Origin of the sequence: Halalkalibacter krulwichiae (assembly GCF_002109385.1) — a bacterium.
GTDB classification, from domain to species: Bacteria; Bacillota; Bacilli; order Bacillales; family Bacillaceae_D; genus Halalkalibacter; species Halalkalibacter krulwichiae.
In genome coordinates this window covers 2,789,595-2,809,047 of record NZ_CP020814.1, presented here as the reverse complement: position 1 = coordinate 2,809,047, position 19,453 = coordinate 2,789,595, and the positions used below count along the sequence as shown (strand labels likewise).

22 protein-coding genes and 1 pseudogene are annotated in these 19,453 nt (G+C 36.0%); 17 read left to right on the top strand and 6 right to left on the bottom strand.

Translation table 11 applies throughout. The annotated features are described in order from the left end of the window. The first annotated feature begins 111 nt into the window (after positions 1-111). The 4 genes from BkAM31D_RS14175 (at position 112) to BkAM31D_RS14160 (ending at position 3,951) form a co-directional block, all read left to right on the top strand. Positions 112-1,077 (top strand): YncE family protein, encoded by a 966-nt coding sequence (locus BkAM31D_RS14175; protein ID WP_066150583.1) that lies wholly within the window; start codon positions 112-114, stop codon positions 1,075-1,077. Continuing rightward, a complete protein-coding gene (locus tag BkAM31D_RS14170) occupies positions 1,077-1,763 on the top strand; it encodes a response regulator transcription factor (RefSeq protein ID WP_066150581.1) in 687 nt (228 codons plus the stop codon). Before BkAM31D_RS14175 ends, BkAM31D_RS14170 begins: the two co-directional genes overlap by 1 nt. Next, on the top strand, positions 1,760-3,151 hold the full coding sequence (locus BkAM31D_RS14165; protein ID WP_066150578.1) for a sensor histidine kinase: 1,392 nt from the start codon (positions 1,760-1,762) through the stop codon (positions 3,149-3,151). The genes BkAM31D_RS14170 and BkAM31D_RS14165 overlap by 4 nt, the downstream gene beginning before the upstream one ends. Positions 3,152-3,231: 80 nt before the next feature. Then, a complete protein-coding gene (locus BkAM31D_RS14160; protein ID WP_066150576.1) occupies positions 3,232-3,951 on the top strand; it encodes a FixH family protein in 720 nt (239 codons plus the stop codon). 113 nt (positions 3,952-4,064) lie between these two features. Here BkAM31D_RS14160 and ytvI read toward each other — a convergent pair whose 3' ends face one another. Next, entirely contained in the window at positions 4,065-5,123 is a 1,059-nt protein-coding gene (gene ytvI, locus BkAM31D_RS14155) for a sporulation integral membrane protein YtvI (RefSeq protein ID WP_066150572.1), read from the bottom strand. 171 nt (positions 5,124-5,294) lie between these two features. Between ytvI and BkAM31D_RS14150 the strand changes: the two genes are divergently transcribed. Beyond that, on the top strand, positions 5,295-5,741 hold the full coding sequence (locus BkAM31D_RS14150) for a TcaA NTF2-like domain-containing protein (protein WP_066150569.1): 447 nt from the start codon (positions 5,295-5,297) through the stop codon (positions 5,739-5,741). 40 nt (positions 5,742-5,781) lie between these two features. Here the strand turns inward: BkAM31D_RS14150 and BkAM31D_RS14145 are convergent, their stop codons facing one another. Further along, positions 5,782-6,129: a YugN family protein gene (locus BkAM31D_RS14145; RefSeq protein ID WP_066150566.1), complete on the bottom strand. Its 348-nt coding sequence runs from the start codon at positions 6,127-6,129 to the stop codon at positions 5,782-5,784. A 399-nt stretch (positions 6,130-6,528) separates the two neighbouring features. Here BkAM31D_RS14145 and BkAM31D_RS14140 point away from each other — a divergent pair, with 399 nt between their 5' ends. Continuing rightward, positions 6,529-7,608 carry a CAP domain-containing protein gene (locus tag BkAM31D_RS14140; RefSeq protein WP_066150563.1) on the top strand — a complete coding sequence of 360 codons (1,080 nt, stop codon included), beginning with the start codon at positions 6,529-6,531 and terminating at the stop codon, positions 7,606-7,608. Between the two features lie 61 nt (positions 7,609-7,669). On the opposite strand, the gene BkAM31D_RS14135 is transcribed toward BkAM31D_RS14140, so the two are convergent. Beyond that, entirely contained in the window at positions 7,670-8,173 is a 504-nt protein-coding gene (locus tag BkAM31D_RS14135; protein ID WP_066150560.1) for a PaaI family thioesterase, read from the bottom strand. Positions 8,174-8,313: 140 nt separating this feature from the next. Here BkAM31D_RS14135 and BkAM31D_RS14130 point away from each other — a divergent pair, with 140 nt between their 5' ends. From BkAM31D_RS14130 to BkAM31D_RS14120, 3 genes are all read left to right on the top strand, one after another. Beyond that, on the top strand, positions 8,314-8,754 hold the full coding sequence (locus BkAM31D_RS14130; RefSeq protein WP_066150558.1) for a YlbD family protein: 441 nt from the start codon (positions 8,314-8,316) through the stop codon (positions 8,752-8,754). A 15-nt stretch (positions 8,755-8,769) separates the two neighbouring features. Beyond that, entirely contained in the window at positions 8,770-9,033 is a 264-nt protein-coding gene (locus BkAM31D_RS14125) for a YlbE-like family protein (protein WP_066150555.1), read from the top strand. Positions 9,034-9,121: 88 nt separating this feature from the next. Next, positions 9,122-9,553: a hypothetical protein gene (locus BkAM31D_RS14120; RefSeq protein ID WP_066150552.1), complete on the top strand. Its 432-nt coding sequence runs from the start codon at positions 9,122-9,124 to the stop codon at positions 9,551-9,553. On the opposite strand, the gene BkAM31D_RS14115 is transcribed toward BkAM31D_RS14120, so the two are convergent. Continuing rightward, positions 9,540-10,316, bottom strand: coding sequence for an ATP-grasp domain-containing protein (locus tag BkAM31D_RS14115; RefSeq protein ID WP_066150549.1), 777 nt, complete (start codon positions 10,314-10,316; stop codon positions 9,540-9,542). The genes BkAM31D_RS14120 and BkAM31D_RS14115 overlap by 14 nt on opposite strands. A gap of 75 nt (positions 10,317-10,391) precedes the next feature. Between BkAM31D_RS14115 and uvsE the strand changes: the two genes are divergently transcribed. The 4 genes from uvsE to BkAM31D_RS14090 all read left to right on the top strand — a co-directional run bounded on the left by uvsE (position 10,392) and on the right by BkAM31D_RS14090 (position 14,096). Continuing rightward, positions 10,392-11,384, top strand: coding sequence for a UV DNA damage repair endonuclease UvsE (gene uvsE / locus BkAM31D_RS14110; RefSeq protein WP_235820274.1), 993 nt, complete (start codon positions 10,392-10,394; stop codon positions 11,382-11,384). A 30-nt stretch (positions 11,385-11,414) separates the two neighbouring features. Next, on the top strand, positions 11,415-11,864 hold the full coding sequence (locus BkAM31D_RS14105; protein ID WP_306807397.1) for a YlbF/YmcA family competence regulator: 450 nt from the start codon (positions 11,415-11,417) through the stop codon (positions 11,862-11,864). A gap of 527 nt (positions 11,865-12,391) precedes the next feature. Continuing rightward, entirely contained in the window at positions 12,392-12,670 is a 279-nt protein-coding gene (locus BkAM31D_RS14095) for a YlbG family protein (RefSeq protein ID WP_066150540.1), read from the top strand. A 181-nt stretch (positions 12,671-12,851) separates the two neighbouring features. Continuing rightward, positions 12,852-14,096, top strand: a complete 1,245-nt coding sequence (locus BkAM31D_RS14090; RefSeq protein ID WP_157076750.1) for an MFS transporter — start codon at positions 12,852-12,854, stop codon at positions 14,094-14,096. Between the two features lie 54 nt (positions 14,097-14,150). On the opposite strand, the gene BkAM31D_RS14085 is transcribed toward BkAM31D_RS14090, so the two are convergent. Further along, complete coding sequence (locus tag BkAM31D_RS14085; protein ID WP_066150535.1) at positions 14,151-14,528, bottom strand: DUF7147 family protein; 378 nt, start codon at positions 14,526-14,528, stop codon at positions 14,151-14,153. 433 nt (positions 14,529-14,961) lie between these two features. Between BkAM31D_RS14085 and rsmD the strand changes: the two genes are divergently transcribed. Together rsmD and coaD are read left to right on the top strand one after the other, a co-directional pair. After that, positions 14,962-15,513, top strand: coding sequence for a 16S rRNA (guanine(966)-N(2))-methyltransferase RsmD (rsmD, locus tag BkAM31D_RS14080; RefSeq protein WP_066150532.1), 552 nt, complete (start codon positions 14,962-14,964; stop codon positions 15,511-15,513). A gap of 13 nt (positions 15,514-15,526) precedes the next feature. Next, a pseudogene (coaD, locus tag BkAM31D_RS14075) lies at positions 15,527-16,011 on the top strand (pantetheine-phosphate adenylyltransferase). A 186-nt stretch (positions 16,012-16,197) separates the two neighbouring features. Here coaD and spoVV read toward each other — a convergent pair. Then, positions 16,198-17,424: a dipicolinic acid transporter SpoVV gene (gene spoVV, locus BkAM31D_RS14070; protein ID WP_066150525.1), complete on the bottom strand. Its 1,227-nt coding sequence runs from the start codon at positions 17,422-17,424 to the stop codon at positions 16,198-16,200. A gap of 123 nt (positions 17,425-17,547) precedes the next feature. Here spoVV and BkAM31D_RS14065 point away from each other — a divergent pair, with 123 nt between their 5' ends. Together BkAM31D_RS14065 and BkAM31D_RS14060 are read left to right on the top strand one after the other, a co-directional pair. Then, complete coding sequence (locus tag BkAM31D_RS14065; protein WP_066150522.1) at positions 17,548-18,354, top strand: patatin-like phospholipase family protein; 807 nt, start codon at positions 17,548-17,550, stop codon at positions 18,352-18,354. After that, on the top strand, positions 18,338-19,375 hold the full coding sequence (locus BkAM31D_RS14060) for a SepM family pheromone-processing serine protease (RefSeq protein WP_306807396.1): 1,038 nt from the start codon (positions 18,338-18,340) through the stop codon (positions 19,373-19,375). The genes BkAM31D_RS14065 and BkAM31D_RS14060 overlap by 17 nt, the downstream gene beginning before the upstream one ends. The last annotated feature ends 78 nt before the right edge of the window (positions 19,376-19,453 follow it).

Below are 19,453 nucleotides of genomic sequence, written 5' to 3'. Positions count from 1 at the left end.
AAAGGCTAAATTCTACTTGAATTTAGCCTTTTACGTTTATTTATATGATTTCAATTTTATTTCACAATTTGGTGTTAAGATGTGAGCAAATATAATGAGAGGACAAAGTAGATGAGAAAAATATTTCTTTTATGTTTATTGTCATTCATACTATTAATTTCATGTCAGAAGCAGGCTTTTGATGCAAGTAAATTACAGGAACCGTATTTAATGGTATCTCACTTAAAAAGTTCGGCCTTAACTTTTATAGATCTAGACAAAAACGAGATCATGTTCTCTAAAGATATACGCTACCAATTAACTGATCTAGTATCTATTAAGAACGGCAAAGTAGTAGCAACTAGTCGAAGTGAAAAACACATATTCCTAATCGACCTAAACATAGGTACGATCGAGCCAATTGTAAAAGTGAACAGTGGCTTAACAGGAATTCATTATGACTATTTATCTAATCTATTGTTCGTTGCAGATTCTACTGATAATCAAATTCATATTATCGACCTACATCAGAATGCAATTGTAAACAGTGTTGCTACAGGGAAGTTTCCAACTTCATTTGAAAGTTTAGATCAAGATATTTATGTACTAAACGGAGAGAGTAACGATATCACTGTAATTGGTGGAGATACTTATGAAGAAATTCAAACATTTTCAGTTATTGAAAGGCCAGCAGGCATGATAATTGATAACGATATCCTTTGGGTTGGTGGGCATGGCCCATATGGGAAATTAAATAGAGAAATCATTGGATATGATCCCCATACTGGTCAACAGCTAAAAAAAATTGAAGTGGGATTAATGCCTGTTGCTTTTTGGACCGTACCTTCTTCTCGCTACCTTTATGTCCTTTGTCATGGAGATCATGCTTTATACAAAGTTGATAAGAAGACGAATGAAGTGACAGATGTAGTAGCTGTAGGAGAGAACCCTAATTTTATTTGGGGAAATCAAGGTCAAATATTTGTCTCGAGTTTAGATGGAAATAAAGTGTCGATTATTGATAAAGAGAGGTTTCAATTAATCACAGAAGTTGATGTCCCTGCTGGCCCATATTCAATAATTGAGGAGGTATTTTAATGAAGGACAAGAATTCAATACTAATTGTTGATGATGAGAAAGATCTTATAGAGCTTGTTACATCGTATCTTAAAAAAGAAGATTATGAAGTGCATACTGCAACCGGTGGGATAGAAGCGCTAGAAGTCATTCGAGACTATAACATTGATCTCATTGTACTGGATGTAATGATGCATGGATTAGACGGATTTGCTTTGTTAAAAAGAATTAGAGAGTTTTCATCTATACCTATTATTATGTTAACGGCAAGAAGTGGAGAAGACGATAAAATACATGGATTAAGAACAGGTGCAGATGACTATATAGTCAAGCCTTTTAGTCCGAGAGAATTACTTGCAAGAATTGAGGCTGCTTTAAGGCGTTACAACGTTCAATCTTCAGCGCTAGATATGATCCAAATAAAAGAACTTGAAATAGATACTAAAGGAAGAACTGTTTTGGTAAAAGGTAAAATCATTAATATGACGAAAAAGGAGTTTGAGTTGCTATTATTTTTAATTAATCATCGAGGCCAAGTTTTCACACGTGAACATTTACACGAGCGGATATGGGGAATGGATTCACAAAAAGGAACACTGCGTACAGTAGATACCCATATTAAAACAGTAAGATTAAAGCTACAGCCGTATGATAAACTCATTAAAACAATTTGGGGTGTTGGATATAAGTTTGAGGACCCAACATGAAAAGGTGGACGATAAAGAAAAAAGTTTGGTTTTCAATTTTGTTAATTGCAATAATTGTCACGTTAGGTGCTATTTCAATTGTTTATTTTTTATATGAGAAACTTTATGTGGACAAACAAATAGAAGCTCTAATGAGGCAAGGGGAATATCTCTCAAAACAATATGAGCAAAGTATAGATAAAGAGGCATTCTTTCATAATGTAGAATGGGTGGAAGAGATGCTGATAGCAGATTTATATTTTACTGATGACCCGATGCAATTAGGAAGTGGGACTTCTTTTGAGCCATATGCAGATGAGAATTTAATCATGTTCGAAGAGCGGCAAAAGTTGCTTGAAGGAGAAACTGTTGTAATGGTCAGAACTCACCCTCAGTTTCAACAAGATATTTTAGGTGTTGCGATACCTACTTTTCAAGCTGGACATCTTTCTGGGGTTGTCTTTCTCTCCATGCCTTTATCAGATGTACATGAGCCGTTTAAGCAAGTTCAGACAATGCTTCTTGTTGTGTTATTTCTAATTGTATTTATCATTATGATCATTGGTAAACGTGTGATCAATCATGTTGTTCACCCACTTAGTGCGATGAAAAAAGTTGCACAAAAGGTAGCAGCCGGTGATTATTCACAAAATATTAACGTGGAAGCTAAAAGAGGAGATGAATTAGGTCAACTGGCGCGTTCTTTTAACAGACTCTCCTCTTCTTTAGAAAAAGCGGATAACAACAGGCGTGAATTTTTAGCGAATGTTTCTCATGAACTAAGAACACCATTAAGTTATATGAAAGGTTATACTGAAGCTATGCAAGAAGGGGTCGTAAATCATACGAAAGGTCTGGCGATCATAGAGAAGGAGGCAAACCGCCTCGAGCGCTTAGTTAATGACCTACTTGATTTAGCTCAATTAGAAGGAGAATCTTATCCACTTACATGTGAGCCGATAGCACTTGCCCAGCTGGTAAGTGAAGTGTTAGAACAATACGAAATTGCTTTCAGCAAAAAGAAAATTAATTTAAATTGTATTCTAGATGATGCGATCATTATATCTGGAGACCGTGATCGGATAGAACAAGTGATTCATAATGTTTTAGACAATGCTCTGAAATTCTCCCCAGACAATAAACAAATTCATGTAACGTTATCTCTTATTGAAAAAAAAGCTGAGTTATTAATTGAAGATGAGGGGATAGGAATTCCAGAAGAAGATATGTCTCAAATAATGGAGCGCTTTTACCGTGTTGATAAGGCAAGAACACGTGCAAGTGGTGGAACTGGTCTAGGATTAGCAATTGTATCAGAGATTATGAAAAAGCATCAGGGATCCTTTTCCCTTACTTCTAAACTGGGAAAAGGAACTAAAGTTAAATTGCTATTTGTGAACATTTTGTAGACAACTAACAAACTTCACGTCTATTTCACAAGTAAAAGCTATGATAAGAATGTAAGAACAATCACGATGAGGTGGAGAGAATGAAGAAATTTTTAATATTAGGTACAATGTTTTTATTAACGGCTTGTGGTGGGGAAGGGGATAATCAGCATAGTTCTGAGACGGTAGATCAAATGGAACCTATTGAAGTGGAGTTACTTGTACCAGAAACGGCTGATATTGAAGAAATAGTAACTTTTGAAAGTATAGTGACTCAAGGAGATGACATGGTTGAAGATGCAAATGAGGTCGTATATGAGATTTGGAAAGAAGGGAATAAGGAAGAGAGTGAACTAATCGAAGCAGAAATACAAGAGGGTCATCACTATCTTCTGAAATATACTTTTAATGAAGAAGGTCAATATCATGTGCAAACACATGTGACAGCTCGTGGATTACACCGGATGCCAACTACACAAATTGCAGTTGGAGATGCTGACGATGTTGATCATGAACATGAACATGAACAAAATCACGAACATGCACATCATCATGCTGACGTGTATGTTGATACAAAAAAAGATGGAGATCAACTTACACTTACAATTCATGTTGAACAGGAACCATATAGTGGCGGTAAAGTAACATTAGAATTAAGACAAGCTACATCAGAACAAACTCATTGGGAAGATATGATTGAAGTGAATCCAGGAACGTTTGAAATGCAAGGCATAGAAAAGTTGGATGGAAAATACAACGTTACAGTCCATATCGTCGATGATGAGTTACATGAGCATATGGAGATTGAATTAGAATTTTAATTGAATTACAATATCATCCGGAAAATAGATACTTAAAGCATAGCATTAGAAATAGCATTAGAAAAAAACAGGGGATTCAATCGAATGATTCCCCTGTTTTTCTTTCTTTATTATTAAATTTTAAAGTTAAGTTTAATGATTCCCGCTTCTTTTGCTGAAGTAAAGGCAATTACGATTAGAGGACCAATGATAAAGCCCATAACCCCAAACAGCATTAAACCTAGGTACATCGCTATTAAAGTCGCTAGTGGAGACAAACCAATTTGCTGTCCCATTACTTTAGGTTCTACTGTTCGACGTATAATTAACAGAACAGCTGCAAGGATAAGGAGTTGAGTACCGATCGTGACATTCCCTGCTATTAACTGAAAAATGGCCCAAGGAGCTAATATCGCAATCGAACCAATTAATGGAATGAAATCAATGATCCAAATAATGAAGGCCATTAACAAGGCAACTTCGGGTACGATTAATAATAATCCAATCAATGAAACAACAAAAATAATGATACTAACAAGGAATTGGGCTTTAACAAATCCCCAAATAACATAACTCAGTCTTGAGGTCATAAAATTAACTTTTTCTTTTGTTCGGTCAGAAAGATATGAAAAGGTTTTTTTCTTTAATGTAGGAAGTTCAAGCATAAATAAAAATAAAGCAATTAAATAAACAATAAAAGTAACTAAATAGCCTGGAATACTTGTAATAATGGAAGCAACATCATTGATTAAATTCCTGTCAGCTATTGCCGTTCGAATCGTTGTTAATGTTTGCGAAACATGATTATTTATTTCTTTAACAAGATCAGGAGGAAGGGTCCCGTATTCCGCTTCCAGATTTCGTTGGAAACTCCACCAAGCACGATTAATGTCATTTATATATTGAGGGAGGTTCTCCACTATTTGTGTCCCTTGGGTAATGACTTGAGTTGTAATAAAATAGCCTGTTAATCCAATGAAACAAACAAAAAGCGTAAATACAATCATTACGGAAATATTTCTTTTTAGCTTTACACGTTTATGTAATCCATTAACAGCCGGTGATAAAATTAATGCCGTTATAAAAGCGGCTATTAGTGGAATAGAGATTGGTAAAATAAAATACGCAACAATACTAATTGTAACTATGCTAAGCAAAATTATAAAGTTCTTCTTTGTCATAAATGCTGCCAATTTGAGACTCCTCTCTCATAAAAAGAAATGCTACTATCTATTATAGTACGAACAAGGCTTTATGAACAGTGCTACGACTTAATGTCCTTTAGACGTTCACACATAAATTAGTAAGTTTATGTTATAATCGTCCATAGTTTATAAAAGGCAATATAGCTAAGGAGCGCTAAGATGAAACGAATAATTATTTTGATGATTTTTTTAATTTCATTGTCTGCTTGTGGAGCGGACCCTGATCAGTTTACTGAAGTAAATGGTCCAGAAAAGGAAGCGATTGAGGATTTCCTCTTAAAGTATAAAGAAACGATGGTCGAAGCTGTAAATACAGGAGATTTCAATGAGTTAGAAGGGTATTTAATTACTAATAACAGTTTTTATCATTCATTAAGAAGGTATATCAGTGATTCACATAGTGAAAATATTACAAAAGAATTAAATCATTTTGAAGTAATAACTGTTTACGAGGATGAAATAGGAGAGTTTCATATAGACGTGAATGAAAAGGTTACGCTTTTTGAATATGGAGAGGCAAAGCCAGTAGAAAGAGCTGTTCGTTTTGAAGTAATAACAGGCGGTAATGGATCTTATAGAGTTGTAACGATTAAAGAAAGAAAATAAGACAACAAGGCATCCTTGTTGTCTTATTTTCTTCTTATTGTTATGCTTCTAAGTTTTTCTTAAGAAGTTCTAATTTTTTATTACACTTCTCTACAATTGCTTGAGGGAAATCTTCACCTTCATACTCAACACCATGTGGGTAATAATGTTTTCCTAACATCGGTGCTGTTAGTTTCACAATTGTATCGTCTTTAGGAATATCACCTTTTACAGCATATGCGGGAACTCGTAAGTAGTAAGTATCTCCTTGGTTGACGATTTTGTAATCAAATGTTACGCGTTGGTAGTCCCATTGACCTGCATGAATAAAACCAATGGATTCTGCTGCATATCTAAGTGTTTCAAATTTTACTTCTTTATCTGCTAATTCAATATGTTCAAATTTCACAGTGAATCTGCCTCCAATTCATGAATATGTACTCTATTTATGATAGTATGAAACGCTTGCAGTTGCAATCCATAATCGTGAATGTTTTATGGAAAATATCTTATTTCTCTCTAAAGGATATTAATTTGAGTGAAATGAGTTCGGATATGAAAAGGATATTTGTAAGAAATTCCCTGGGCAATCATGAAGACTTACTTATCTTGTTTCGACAAGCTAGGTGTTTCAACGACAGAAGCTTACATAGTTAGTGAAAGGATTTTAGACTGATGGTTACGAAATTTTGTATAATGATGTTTTTAAACATTTATTTGTATCGTCTTTTGATTTTTTTTGAGTCTAAGATAATTTCAATGTAACAATATTTTTCCATATCTTTAAAGAAAAGGAAGAGGGGAATGTATGAAGAAATTATTGTTTTTGATCGCAACATTGCTCTTATTTGCTGCAATAATGTTATTTGAGACCGTTTATGAAACTGAAATTCAACAGTGGTTCACAGATTCTCGTATTGCAGAGACAGTTGATCTAGAGCGTGAAGAGCATCAAGAAAGAGCGGTAGAAGAGGTCAATGCAGTTGTAGAACAACAGGAAGTCTCAAATCAAGATCAAATAATTGGTTTAACTGTCAAGGAAATAAAAGAGGAATTTGGAGAACCTGAACGAATTGATTTATCAGCCTATGGCTATGATTGGTGGATTTATCCGCAGTCAAATGAGTCTTATTTACAAATAGGAATTGAAAATGAGAAAAGTGTAACGTTGTTTTTGACGGGAAACTTAGAACAACGTAACATATCCTTGGATTATTCGTATGACCAATTAAATAATCAATTAGAGTTTAAACGGAATGTAAGTGTTATAGGCGGTAATGGCGGTAAATATCAATTTGAGTTAACGGACGAAGATATTAAAATGCGGCCTTTAGTGAATATTGATGGAAATTGGGTTCAATTCTATTTCGATATTCATACAAAAAGGCTATCAAGTGTACGAGTTATGACGGCGGATGTATTAGTAACTTTAAGACCATATTCTGTTTCATACGTTGGGGAACCTCCTACTCGTCCAACGTTTACGGAAGGCGAATGGGCGATGATTGAGGCAGGTAATGCAAGACAAATCTTTGATTATACGAATATCATTCGATTAAGACATGATTTAGAGCCTTTTTCATGGGAAGAAGATGTGGCAGGTATCGCTTACAAGCATAGTAAAGATATGAGTGAAAATAATTACTTCTCTCATACCTCTCCAACATACGGAGAAGTGCTGGATCGTTTTACAAGAGAGGAAGTTCCGTTTAAATTGGCTGGAGAAAACATTGCAGCTAAATATATTGATGGAATAGCTTCCGTAGAGGGTTGGTTGAACAGTGAAGGTCATAGAGTGAATTTACTTCATGAGGAATTTACTCATCTTGGAGTCGGAGTTTTTCAAGACTATTATACACAAAACTTTATGACTCCTTGGCAAATGTAATAGTTAATCCGATGGTAAAAAGAGCTGTCTCAAAAGGTAAAAGCCTTTTGAGACAGCTCTTTTAATTTGACTTTTTGATAATAAAGAAGGTAGCAGTTGCCATTGCCACTAATTTATTATGTTCATCATAAACTTTACCTTCTGTCACACAAAGTTGATTTCCTTTATGTGATAGAGAAGCCACACAGCGAAGATAACTCCCTACTCCTGGCTTTATATAGTGAACGTTCATTTCAGCTGTTAAAGCTGCGAAATTTTCTGATAAAGATTCATTTACTAAAGAACCCATCGCGCTATCCAGTAAAGTCGCTGTCATCCCTCCGTGAACCATTTTTAGTGGATTTTCTACCAATGGCTGAATTGGTAGAGTCATCTCGAATTGACCATTTTCTAATGTTCGAGATTCTACATTTGTGAGTGCAGCTAGGTAAGTGCTGTGTTTACCCATTCTTTTTAACTCTAACCCATCAACGATTCTAGAAACCAAATCTCGTTCTTCTTCGTTTGCCTCTTTTAACAGTGATTCAAGCCTATGTAGTAATTGATTGTCTGTTGTACTGTTCATCCTATTATGCCTCCGTTTATTTGCCTATCTATTTCATATTGTGAAGTGTGACCGTAATTTAGTCAAATTTTATCAGTTAAGGCACATTGGACTGGGCTTATGTGTAGAATGTAATAAAAGGCTGGGAGGAGGATGAAAAAATGAGTTCTAATCAAGGGTTGCATCCTTCAATTCAACAATTTAAACAATTTATGAAAGAGCATCCATTGCTTGTAAAAGAAGTTAAAGAAAATAAAAGAACTTTGCAAGAGCTTTATGAGGAATGGATGATAGTTGGGGGAGAACATGAACAATGGACTTCATATAAATTAAACAACGATTCTCCCACTTCTAAGCAACCAGAAAAAGAAGGAGAAGAGGATTCAGCCGATTCAATAGAATCTTCTCAAAGTACGGGTGATGCATTAGGGCAAATAATGGGAATTGTAAAGCGAATGAATGTTCAAGATTTACAAAACCATCTAGCTCAATTTAGTTCCGTATTAACTAACGTTCAAAATGTCATGCAGTCTTTTCAAAAGCCAAGCAACCCGAGTAATCAAAGTCCGCAAGACCATCCGTTTGCATTTCGTCGAGATTAAAGGGGAGGCGGTTAGGTGAGAGCTGAAATACAGCAATTATTAGTTGATCGTCCAGAGATACGACAGTTTATTAGACAACATCCTAATTGGTATCGTCGTCTAAGCAGGGACCCAAGTATAGTAAGTCAATTGGAAAAGGAAGTGAATCAGTTTTACGGAAGGACCTTACCACAAAGGGTAGAGAAAATGCAGAATTCACTTGGTCTTGTAATGATGATGATGGAAATGTTAAAGATGGGGCAAGCGACCGTTTCAGGAGTCCAAGGACCTGGTCAGTAATGGCAGGTCCTTTTTCATAAGGATAAAAATAATTTGGAAGTGGAATGATAAAATGAACATTTTCAAATTGGAGCATAAGGAGTTTATTATGAGGTGGAAGCTTTTTTTTATATCGTTTCTTTTGTTTAATTGTATTTCGACTAATGTTTATGCTGGTAATGAAGAATTTATTGACCAGATACATATTGTGCCGATACAGAGTACAGGGATTGTAAATATTGATACACAAAGAGAAGGGCTCGATTTAGAGGTTGATCATGACGTGAAAAGTGGAAACGTTTATGTCGAATGCTTTCTAAATCATTTTCGTTTTAAAGAAGATAAAGTCGGTGCGCTTCACGAGGAGGGTGAAGGGCATATCCGACTTTACATAAATGATGAGCATGTTGATACGTTGTATCAATCAGCCTTTATTATTGAAGAGCTTCCTAAAGGTGAATACGAAATTAAGATTGTCGTTGCTCAAAATGACCGATCATCTTATGGCTTAGAGAAAGAGTTTACCGTTATGATTCAATAATCCTTTGAAGGTATTGGTAAATCTTTGTTTCGACGGAGAGCCCTATTTGTTGGAAACCTTGATTACCGAATAAAGTATTAAATTCAAGAAAATAAAATTCGCCGCCAGCTGAAATGACGTCAAATCCAGCGTGGTTTATACCAAGGTTCCTGGCAGTAGACCTTACAAGATCAATTGCTCCTTCAGGAACATCATCAAAGGAAATACGAGCACCTTGTGCTACGTTGTTTCTAAATGTATTTTGTTCATTGATTCTCCAGTAAGCTGTAACAACATCATCACCAACGAAAACAACGCGTAAATCACGGTCAATTGGTAAGTACTCTTGGATATAGAAATAGGGATTGTTTTCAGCATATTCATTGAACTGTTTATGGTTTTCAATAAGGAATACTCCTTTACCCATTGAGTTACGGATTTCTTTTGCGACGAACGGGAAGGGGAACTCATTTAGAATACGGTTCATGTTATCGTGGTTTCTTCCTAAAATAATCGTCTTAGGAACGTGATTTGGACAAACACTCCACAATCCTCGGGTAACCTCGATTTTATTAAAACCCATTTGGATGGACTGAATACTTGGGAAGATTTTCTTTTTCATTCCGTAAACAAGTGCATTTACCTGCCAATTTTCAGGAAATAAACAAATATCAGCTTCTTCGATCTTTTTTCTCTCTTCTTCCTCGAACATTCGCTCAGGCTTAACATATTTAATGCCAGGCATCCCGATAGTTCGGAAGGGGTTAAAGGTTACGAGTTTCATTTAGTAAGACACCTTCTTTTCATACGTTTAAATAGGTCGAGAGAATTATAGACAAAGTTTAGGGGGAAGTCAATCATGGATCAAACTTTTTCAATGCGATTAGGATATGTAGCAATGAGTGTGCTATTGGCAAATGCCTCACCATCGCAAACGATGACCGTCAAACAATTTGAACAAATTACAGATAAAGAGGCTGGAATTCGAAAATTAGAGCGGATTGCATCATCTAATATTCAAAACTGTTTACGATTACTTAAGCATAATAAAGCTCATGATATTCGTTTTTTTCGCTTATCCTCTCGCTTAGTTCCCCTTGCCAACCATCCGTTAACAGAAGGATGGAAATTTGAGCGGGCGTTACTCCCATTACTGAGAGAAATGGGTGAATTTATTCACAATGAAAAGATGAGAGTAGATTTTCATCCAGATCACTTTGTTGTGTTAAACAGCAAGTCAAAAGCGATATTGCAGCAATCATTAAAAACATTAGTGATGCATTATAAACTCTTGAAAGGAATGGGAATCTCTCCTGTTCATCGTTGCGTATTGCATGTTGGGGGTAAGAAAGAAGGCAGAGAAGAAGGGTTAGAGCAATTCATAACAAACTTTTCTTTAATCCCAGTAGAAATACAACGAATGTTAATGTTAGAAAATGATGATGTAACCTATCCAATTGAAGATGTTCTTTATTTAGGTGAAAAATTACATATACCTGTTGTATTTGATCTTCATCATTATGATGTAAACCAACAATCTACAGAATTGTATACATTATGGGAGCGAGTCGTTCGTACATGGAAAGATAGTCCTCTTCCTGTTAAAATTCATCTATCAAGCCCGAAAGAAGGAAAAGGAGATAGAAGGCATCATGATTTTATCGATTCCAAACGTTTTCAAGAGTTTTTATCAATCGCGGCCGGTACAGTCGATCATCTTGATGTTATGATTGAAGCGAAGAAAAAAGATGCAGCTTTATTAAAATTAATAGAAGATTTCCAAGCGATACAAGGAATAGAAGCAAAGTCACCAAATTCCATTAACGTTTTGAGTAGAGTATTATCTTCTTAAGATAGATCATGTTATACTATTGATTAGGAGGTGAGAGTATTGCTCACAACCATATCAGCATTTGAACTAGTAGAGCATGCTAATGGTCTTGGTCAAGCAGTCTTACAGTCTGAGACTTATCTTACTTATAAAGAAGCAAAGAAAGAGCTTCAAGGTGACGACCTTGCTCAAGCGCGCATTCAAAATTTTAATAGCATGAAAGAACAATATGAAGAAGTACAACGGTTTGGAAAATACCATCCAGATTACGATAAAGTTTCTTCTCAAATACGCCAAGTTAAGCGTGAAGTTGATTTAACACCGTCTGTTATAGCATTCAAAAAGGCTGAAAGAGAACTCGAGTCTTTATTAAACGAAATAAGTCAGCTTATAGCTAGGTCGGTATCAGAAACAATTAAGGTACCAACTGGAAACCCATTCTTTGATAATATGTCATGCAGTGGCGGATGTAGCAGTGGCGGTGGCTGTGGATGTAGTTAATAAAAAAACTGATCTAGAAATGTTTATTTTTAGATCAGTTTTTTATTGTTTTTTAAAACGGACGCAATCTGTGCAACCATTCCCGCAGCAAAACATCTTCTTTTGGGGAACTAAAAACCGTATTCTATAAACAAACGTATTCTCTTTAAAGCGGACGAACGTCACATCACAAGAAAGTTGTTTTCCTTTCATGGCTTTAGCTGCTGCTTTAGTGAGAAAGTCTTGGATACTCTGTTGAGTTATAGAACTGTGGTTAGCTGTAATATATAGAAAAGGCATCCCTGAGTAGGTCTTTCTTTCAAAGGTGACGCTTTTATGTTCATTTGTGAGGATGGACAGAAATGTATTCCAAATTAACTCTAAGTTCATTTTTAATCATCCTTCAATTTGTTTAGTTTTATTATAAGCGCACCGCGCTCCAGATGCGAATGATCTCGTAGCTTCATCTTTGTTGTGAAGGGATTTGATTGAATGAATAGGGAGAACATGCTAGACTTAAAACAAAATCATGTTAAAGGAGATAGAATATGTTAGGAGCAAAACGTCAAGGAATTGCAGTTTGGCTGACATCTCTTAAGTTTGCACGGCAGCTACGTCGATTTGGGAACGTCCATTATGTATCTAAAAAAATGAAGTATGTCATTTTTTACTGTGATCAAGACAAAGTCGATGAGATTACTGAAAAGCTTCGTTCCTTTTCATTTGTACGCGATGTGAAGCCTTCGATGCGTCCTTATATTGCCACAGAATTTCAAAATTCTAAGCCAGATAAAGCAAAAGAATATGATTACAAAATGGGTATTTAACCTGAATATTGGGGCACAGCAATTAGCTGGCTTTCTCTATTCAGGTTTTTTTATGAAAACTTGAGGGATTTTAAAAAAAGGAAAGAAAAAAGATCATTTCTATTGAATAGAGGCTCAAGGCTGACCTTGATTATTTCGCGAGACGAAATATATAATGGTGGAAGATAAAGGAAGTGGTACGGTGATTAATTGGAAACGTAATTTGTTTATCTTGGTAGTTAGTCAGTTTCTTGTTATAAGTGCAATGACTATGATTATTCCTTTCTTGCCATTATATTTACAAGACTTAGGGGTGACAGATCCGAGTACTTTAAGTATTTGGGCAGGTGTGATTTTCGGTGCGAACTTCTTAACAGCTTTTCTATTTTCTCCATTTTGGGGGCGCATGGGTGATAAGTACGGACGAAAAGCGATGATATTGCGCTCTGGGTTTGGAATGGCAGTCGTAATTAGTTTAACAGCTTTTGCGATTGGTCCTATTTCATTGCTTTTACTTAGGTTACTTAATGGAGTCATATCAGGTTTCATTCCAGCATCGATTGCGCTCGTTTCCACGAATACCCCAAAGGAAAGGGTCGGCTATGCATTAGGAATACTACAATCTGGTTCGGTTTCAGGAGCTATTTGTGGACCGTTAATCGGTGGCGTTTTGGCGCAGAAATTTGGTTACAGCATGGTCTTTCTAATAACAGGATTCTGTATATTTATTGCAACATTAGTCGTTTTATTTCTAGTAAAGGAAGATTTTTCTTCATCAGAAATAAAAGCAAAACAATTAGGGAATACGTTGACTGAATTTAAAATGGTTACAGCACGAAAGCCGGTCATGTCTTTGTATGTAGTCATCTTCTTAATTCAATTTGCTATAATGGGAGTTAATCCTCTCCTTTCTATATTTGTAGAAGAATTGACTTCTCCCGAGTCTGTCGCTTTTTTTGCTGGTATTACCTTATCTGTCATGGGATTTGCAAATATGTTGACTTCTCCTATACTTGGAAGGTTGAGTGATAAAAAAGGGGCGCAGTATGTATTGATTTGGTCGATGCTAGCCGTTGCAGTTTTATCAATTCCGCAAGCGTTTGTTACAGATATTTGGCAATTAATATCCTTACGCTTTTTAATTGGATTGGGTTTAGGTGGTTTATTACCGGCCGTTAACACATTAATTCGCATACATTCGCCATCAGGGATGGAAAGTAGAACATATGGGTTTTCAAATAGTGCTATGTACCTTGGAACTATGATAGGTCCTATTCTTGGAGGAGTTGTTATCTCAAGTATCGGAATAAGAGGGTTGTTTTTTGTGAGTGCATTGTTTTTATTAATTAATGTCGCTATTGTTAAACGCAAAGTCCTTCCTGCAGCTAACAACTATTCCGGTTTAGAAAAGGGCCGAAAAGGTGAAGAGGTAATAGCCCAAAATTAATTGAGGGAAAAAGAAATTGTTTGAAGTGAGTTCAAACAATTTCTTTTTTAGCTATTATTGAAGAGGTGGAATAAAACGATTCATTCGTAGAACTCCGATTAAATATTGATAATACAAGTCATTTTCTTTAAACATGCTTGAAGATTTTACTTCAAGTTTGTGAATAGGTTTATCAAGTTCTTCTGCTAATTGTTCAAATAATTTATATCGTTCTGAAGGCTTATTAGCTGGGTTATGAATGCCTTCTAAACACAAATATAAAGGCATCATTTTACCAGGAGTAGCAGCGTGTAAAATAACAACGAGAGAAGATTTTTCATTTGTATCAAGGCGTAATAACATATGTAAGCGATTTGCGTTTGTTCGAGCAATTTCTAATAGTTCATATAAATCATTATAGCCTTCACCTAAGAGAATAAATCTTTGAATCATCTTAATACCTACTTTCATTATCTGATTACGAATGAAATGTAGCACGAATGCAAGCGATTGTCGAGTAGAAAACTGAAATACATACTTAAATTTCCTATGTATAAAAGGGTGAGAATAATGTCAGAAGGCAAAAAAAATCCTCGCAAGGAATTCCCTGCGAGGTGCCCATACACATACATTGTATGTAATGAGGCTATGGGAGAGGAGAAACCGGAGGAAGAACTTATGGGGAAACGTAAGCCTTCTCCGCGGTTGTAGCAACACTCTAAGAGTGCTACTAATTGAAGTATGACCTTTTTCGATTTATTCCATACGTCAATTTATAAGTTTTGTACCATTTTTTTCAACAGAAGGTTATTGGTGAGAAAATGCTTTTTTTATTGTTTTTTGGTAGGATATTATTATAGATGTATACAGAGGATGGGTGGATGATTTGAGAGTAATTTCGGGAGATAAAAGAGGTTTACATTTAAAAGCAGTTCCAGGTTCTACAACAAGACCAACAACTGATAAAGTAAAAGAATCCATTTTTAATATGATTGGTCCATATTTTAATGGGGGGGTAGCACTAGATTTATATGCAGGAAGTGGTGGTCTTGGGATTGAAGCTATTAGTCGAGGTATCGAGAAAACGATATTTGTCGACCAAAACAAAAAAGCTATCGAAACAATTAACCATAATTTAGCTCAGTGTCACTTTCATGAAAGAGCAGAAGTATATCGAAATGATGCTGCTAGAGCGCTAAAAGCATTAATTAAGCGTGAATTAGCTTTTACAGTCATTTTTCTTGACCCTCCATATGCGAAACAAAACCTCGCAAATGAAATTAGTATTATTGTTGATTATCATTTATTGGACGAAAATGGGATTATTGTTTGTGAACATGATTCCCAAGTAGAACTACAAGAGGAAATTGGACAAGCTATAAAGGAACGTACAGAGACTTATGGTGATACTACGATTTCCATTTTCACTTATAAATAAGGAGGTGGTGTAAATGGCAAGTATTGCCGTTTGCCCAGGAAGTTTTGATCCTGTTACATTAGGTCACTTAGATATCATTACGAGAGGGCCTCTGTTTTTGATAAAGTCATTGTAGCTGTATTACATAATCGTAACAAAGAACCAATGTTTTCGGTTGAAGAGCGAGTCTCACTCCTTCAGCAAGCAACAAAAGAATTAGATAATGTGGAAATTGATTCATTTAATGGTTTGTTAATTGATTATATGAAGGAAAAGAAAGCGAATGCAATTATTCGTGGTTTAAGAGCTGTCTCAGACTTTGAATATGAAATGCAGGCAGCCTCCATTAACAAAAAATTAGGTCCTGATATCGAAACATTTTTTATGATGACTAATAACCGTTATTCTTATTTAAGCTCCAGTATTGTAAAAGAAGTAGCTAAATATGACGCCGATGTTTCAGATATTGTACCTGAAGTGGTAGCTAAAGCGTTAAAACAAAAGTTTAAACATATGTAAGGAATAAGGGCTGAATGCTAGGTCAAGTAATAGTACCTTCATCAGCCTTTATTTAAACTTTCATATTGTTTACTAATCGTAGCACAATTGTTACTACGTACAATTCATTTCTAACGAATGAACCTACCCTAACGGCTAATTGCAGCTGTAAAAACCACAGCAATTAATATAAGCACTGTAGTTTCATTAAGAAGCCCTCATCAAAGCTTCTCGTGCACGAATAGAAATGAAGAGTAACAACATGACTAATGTAAACAAGGAGCCATATTGGCTAACAAGTTCCCAAGCGGAGAATAGCCAATTTTTCGTTAGTTCACTAGAGAATGCCGGAATCACTTTCCAATCATCACCAATGCTTTGTTGATTGATATATAAGGGTTTCCATAGTAAAAAGACAATAATAGCTGAAAACAAACCATGCAGCAAACGTGCGATAAAAAAAGGTTTAAACCTAATATCTGTTTCAGCAATAATGCTAGCTACTTGTCCTTGAATAGAAAAGCCACTGAATGCAAGAATAAAGCTAGTTACAATGACTTGCTCAAGTAATGTCACAGCACTTGTTTCGCTTGCCATTTGTGCTCCCAGAGTCATCTCAAACAATCCTGAAATAAGTGATGAGTTTAACTCAGTAGGAAGTTGGAAGATGGTTAATAAAAAAGTGAAGAAAGTGGATAATAGAGCAATTATCCCTACTAAGCTTAAGATTTTATTTAGAACTGAGAACAATATAATAAATCCACCGATTAAAAGTAATGTTCGGACAGATGATTGTACAGCGTCTCCTAATAATTGGCCAATTGGCCTTCCATCTTTTATTCTTTCTTCATGTAGTAGTTTAAAGGCAGTTTTCAGGTTTGCTTTCTTTGGCTTCTCATTTTCAGTATCCGTTTCCTCATCCCTGCCGTGGAATCGCATTAACAGTCCAACGATTATATTTCCTAAATAATGAGCAGCAGCAAGAATGATTCCTAATGCAGGATTATGAAAGAACCCAACTGCGATTGCGCCAAAAATAAATAAAGGATTTGATGAACTAGTAAATGAAACAAGGCGTTCCGCTTCAATTCTTGTAACTTTTTTTTCTTTTCTTAAATGAGCAGTTATTTTTGCACCAGCAGGATTTCCTGATGCCAGTCCCATTGCCCAAACGAATCCACCGACCCCTGGAACTCGAAAGAGAGGGCGCATCAATGGCTCGAGTAAAGTGCCTAAGAAAGTTACAACTCCGAAGCCAATCAGAAGTTCTGATACGATAAAAAAAGGCAACAATGAAGGAAAGACAACTTCCCACCAAATTTTTAAACCTCTTATTGAACCTTCTAGTGCTTCTTGGGGAAAAGCCATAAGTGAGGCAGCTAATAAGAGGCTGGTAATTGCTAATATGAGTGTTTTGGTCATAGACAACGACATTGTAGCGGCCTCCTTTATATGTAGCAATCATAAAACATGTCCATAATATAACTATACGTATACAAGTTAGTAATAGACCATATCTTTATAGTGTGAAAGAAATAATATCAAGGAGAGGGTAATATGGGGAGTTCTCGACCAAAGATCGGACTTGCATTAGGATCAGGAGGAGCTCGCGGTTTTGCCCATATTGGGGTATTGAAGGCTTTAGAGAAAGAAAATATTCCGGTCGATTATATCGCTGGTAGCAGCATGGGCGCGCTAGTAGGCAGTTTATATGGAGTTGGACAAAAGCCTGAGCATTTAGAGAGATTTGCAACGCTATTTCGCAGAAAGTATTTTGTTGATTTTATTGTTCCTAAGCTTGGTTTTGTTGCAGGCCAAAAAGCAAAAGAAGTTATTCGTATGCTAGCCAAAGATAAAAAGCTAGAAGAATTGTCTCCTCCAGTAGCGGTTGTTGCAACCGATATAAAAAATGGAGAAAGAGTTGTCCTACAAAGTGGGGATGTTGCAACAGCTGTTCGAGCAAGTATTGCAATTCCAGGTATTTTTGTGCCTGAAAAGGTCGGTGATCGTCTATTAGTTGATGGTGGAGTAATAGACCGAGTACCAGTCTCAGTCGTAAGAGAAATGGGAGCGGATATAACGATTGCTGTCGATGTTTCCTATTTTCGGACAGAACCAGAACTACATACTATTTTCGATGTCATTATGCAAAGCATGGATATTATGGCAAGAGAAATGATACGTGTCACGGAATTTGACAGTTCCGTTATGATTCGACCCATTGTTAAACAATCAAGCTCACTTGATTTTACGGAAGTAGATGGTTTAATTCGTCGTGGAGAAGAAGCAACAATGGAAAAAATGAAAGAGATAAAAAGTTGCATTGCAAACTGGAAGGAGAACAAAAATGACATCAATGATTAAGAAGCGCTGGATCTTTCTTATTTTAGCCTTTCTTTTTCTACATTTTTATCAGCTCCCTTATTATTATTCCCAACCTGGTGGTGCGAAAGTGTTGGATGATGTAATTAATGTAGAAGGGGGATTTAAGGAAGAAGAGGGATCTTTTATGCTTACGACTGTCCAAATGGGCAAGGCTAATCTCTTCTTTTATGCATGGGCTCAATTGAGTCCTTATCGTCTTCTTTATCCGGAAGAGCAAATCCGTTATGAAGGAGAAACAGATGAAGAGTATCAACACCGTCAACTGATGGCAATGGATGGATCGCAAGTGATTGCGAAAATTAACGCTTATGAAAAAGCTGGTAAAACAATTGAATATGATTATAAAGGTGTTCGAGTTACGTCTCTTATTAAGGGAATGCCGGCATATGGTCTTTTAAAACCAGGTGATCATATTATCGGTGTGAACGGCATTGAAGTTCTAACTTCAGAGCAATTGATTGACTTGTTACAAGGAATGAATCTAAGTGATACGGTTGAATTAACGGTCATGAGAGACAATCAAATGGAGAGCGTTGAACTAGGATTCTCCAAGTTTCCAGAAGAAATGAATGTGCCGAATGATCGAGTTGGTATTGGAATTCAGGCGCCTATCACAGATCGTGATGTCACCTTTGAGCCGAATGTAACAATAGATACTAGTCAAATAGGTGGCCCTTCAGCTGGGCTCATGTTCTCATTAGAAATTTACAACCAATTAACGGAAGAAGATATTACTAAAGGGTATGAAGTAGCAGGGACAGGTACGATAAATGAAGAAGGAACAGTTGGGCGAATTGGAGGGGCCAATCAAAAAGTTGTAGCTGCTGATCGAGCAGGAGCTGACTTTTTTTTCGCTCCAAATGAGGGGGGAGTAGCTAATTCAAATTATCAGGAAGCGATAGAGGCAGCTGAGGATATTGGTACTTCAATGAAAGTCATTCCAATTGATCATTTTGATGAAGCATTAGCATTTTTACAGTCATTGCCTCCAAAAAATTAACCTGCAGAGTGAATCTCTTTGAGTGTTTATAATATAACCCACAAAAATGTCTCGTAGATTTTTTGTGGGTTTTTAGAG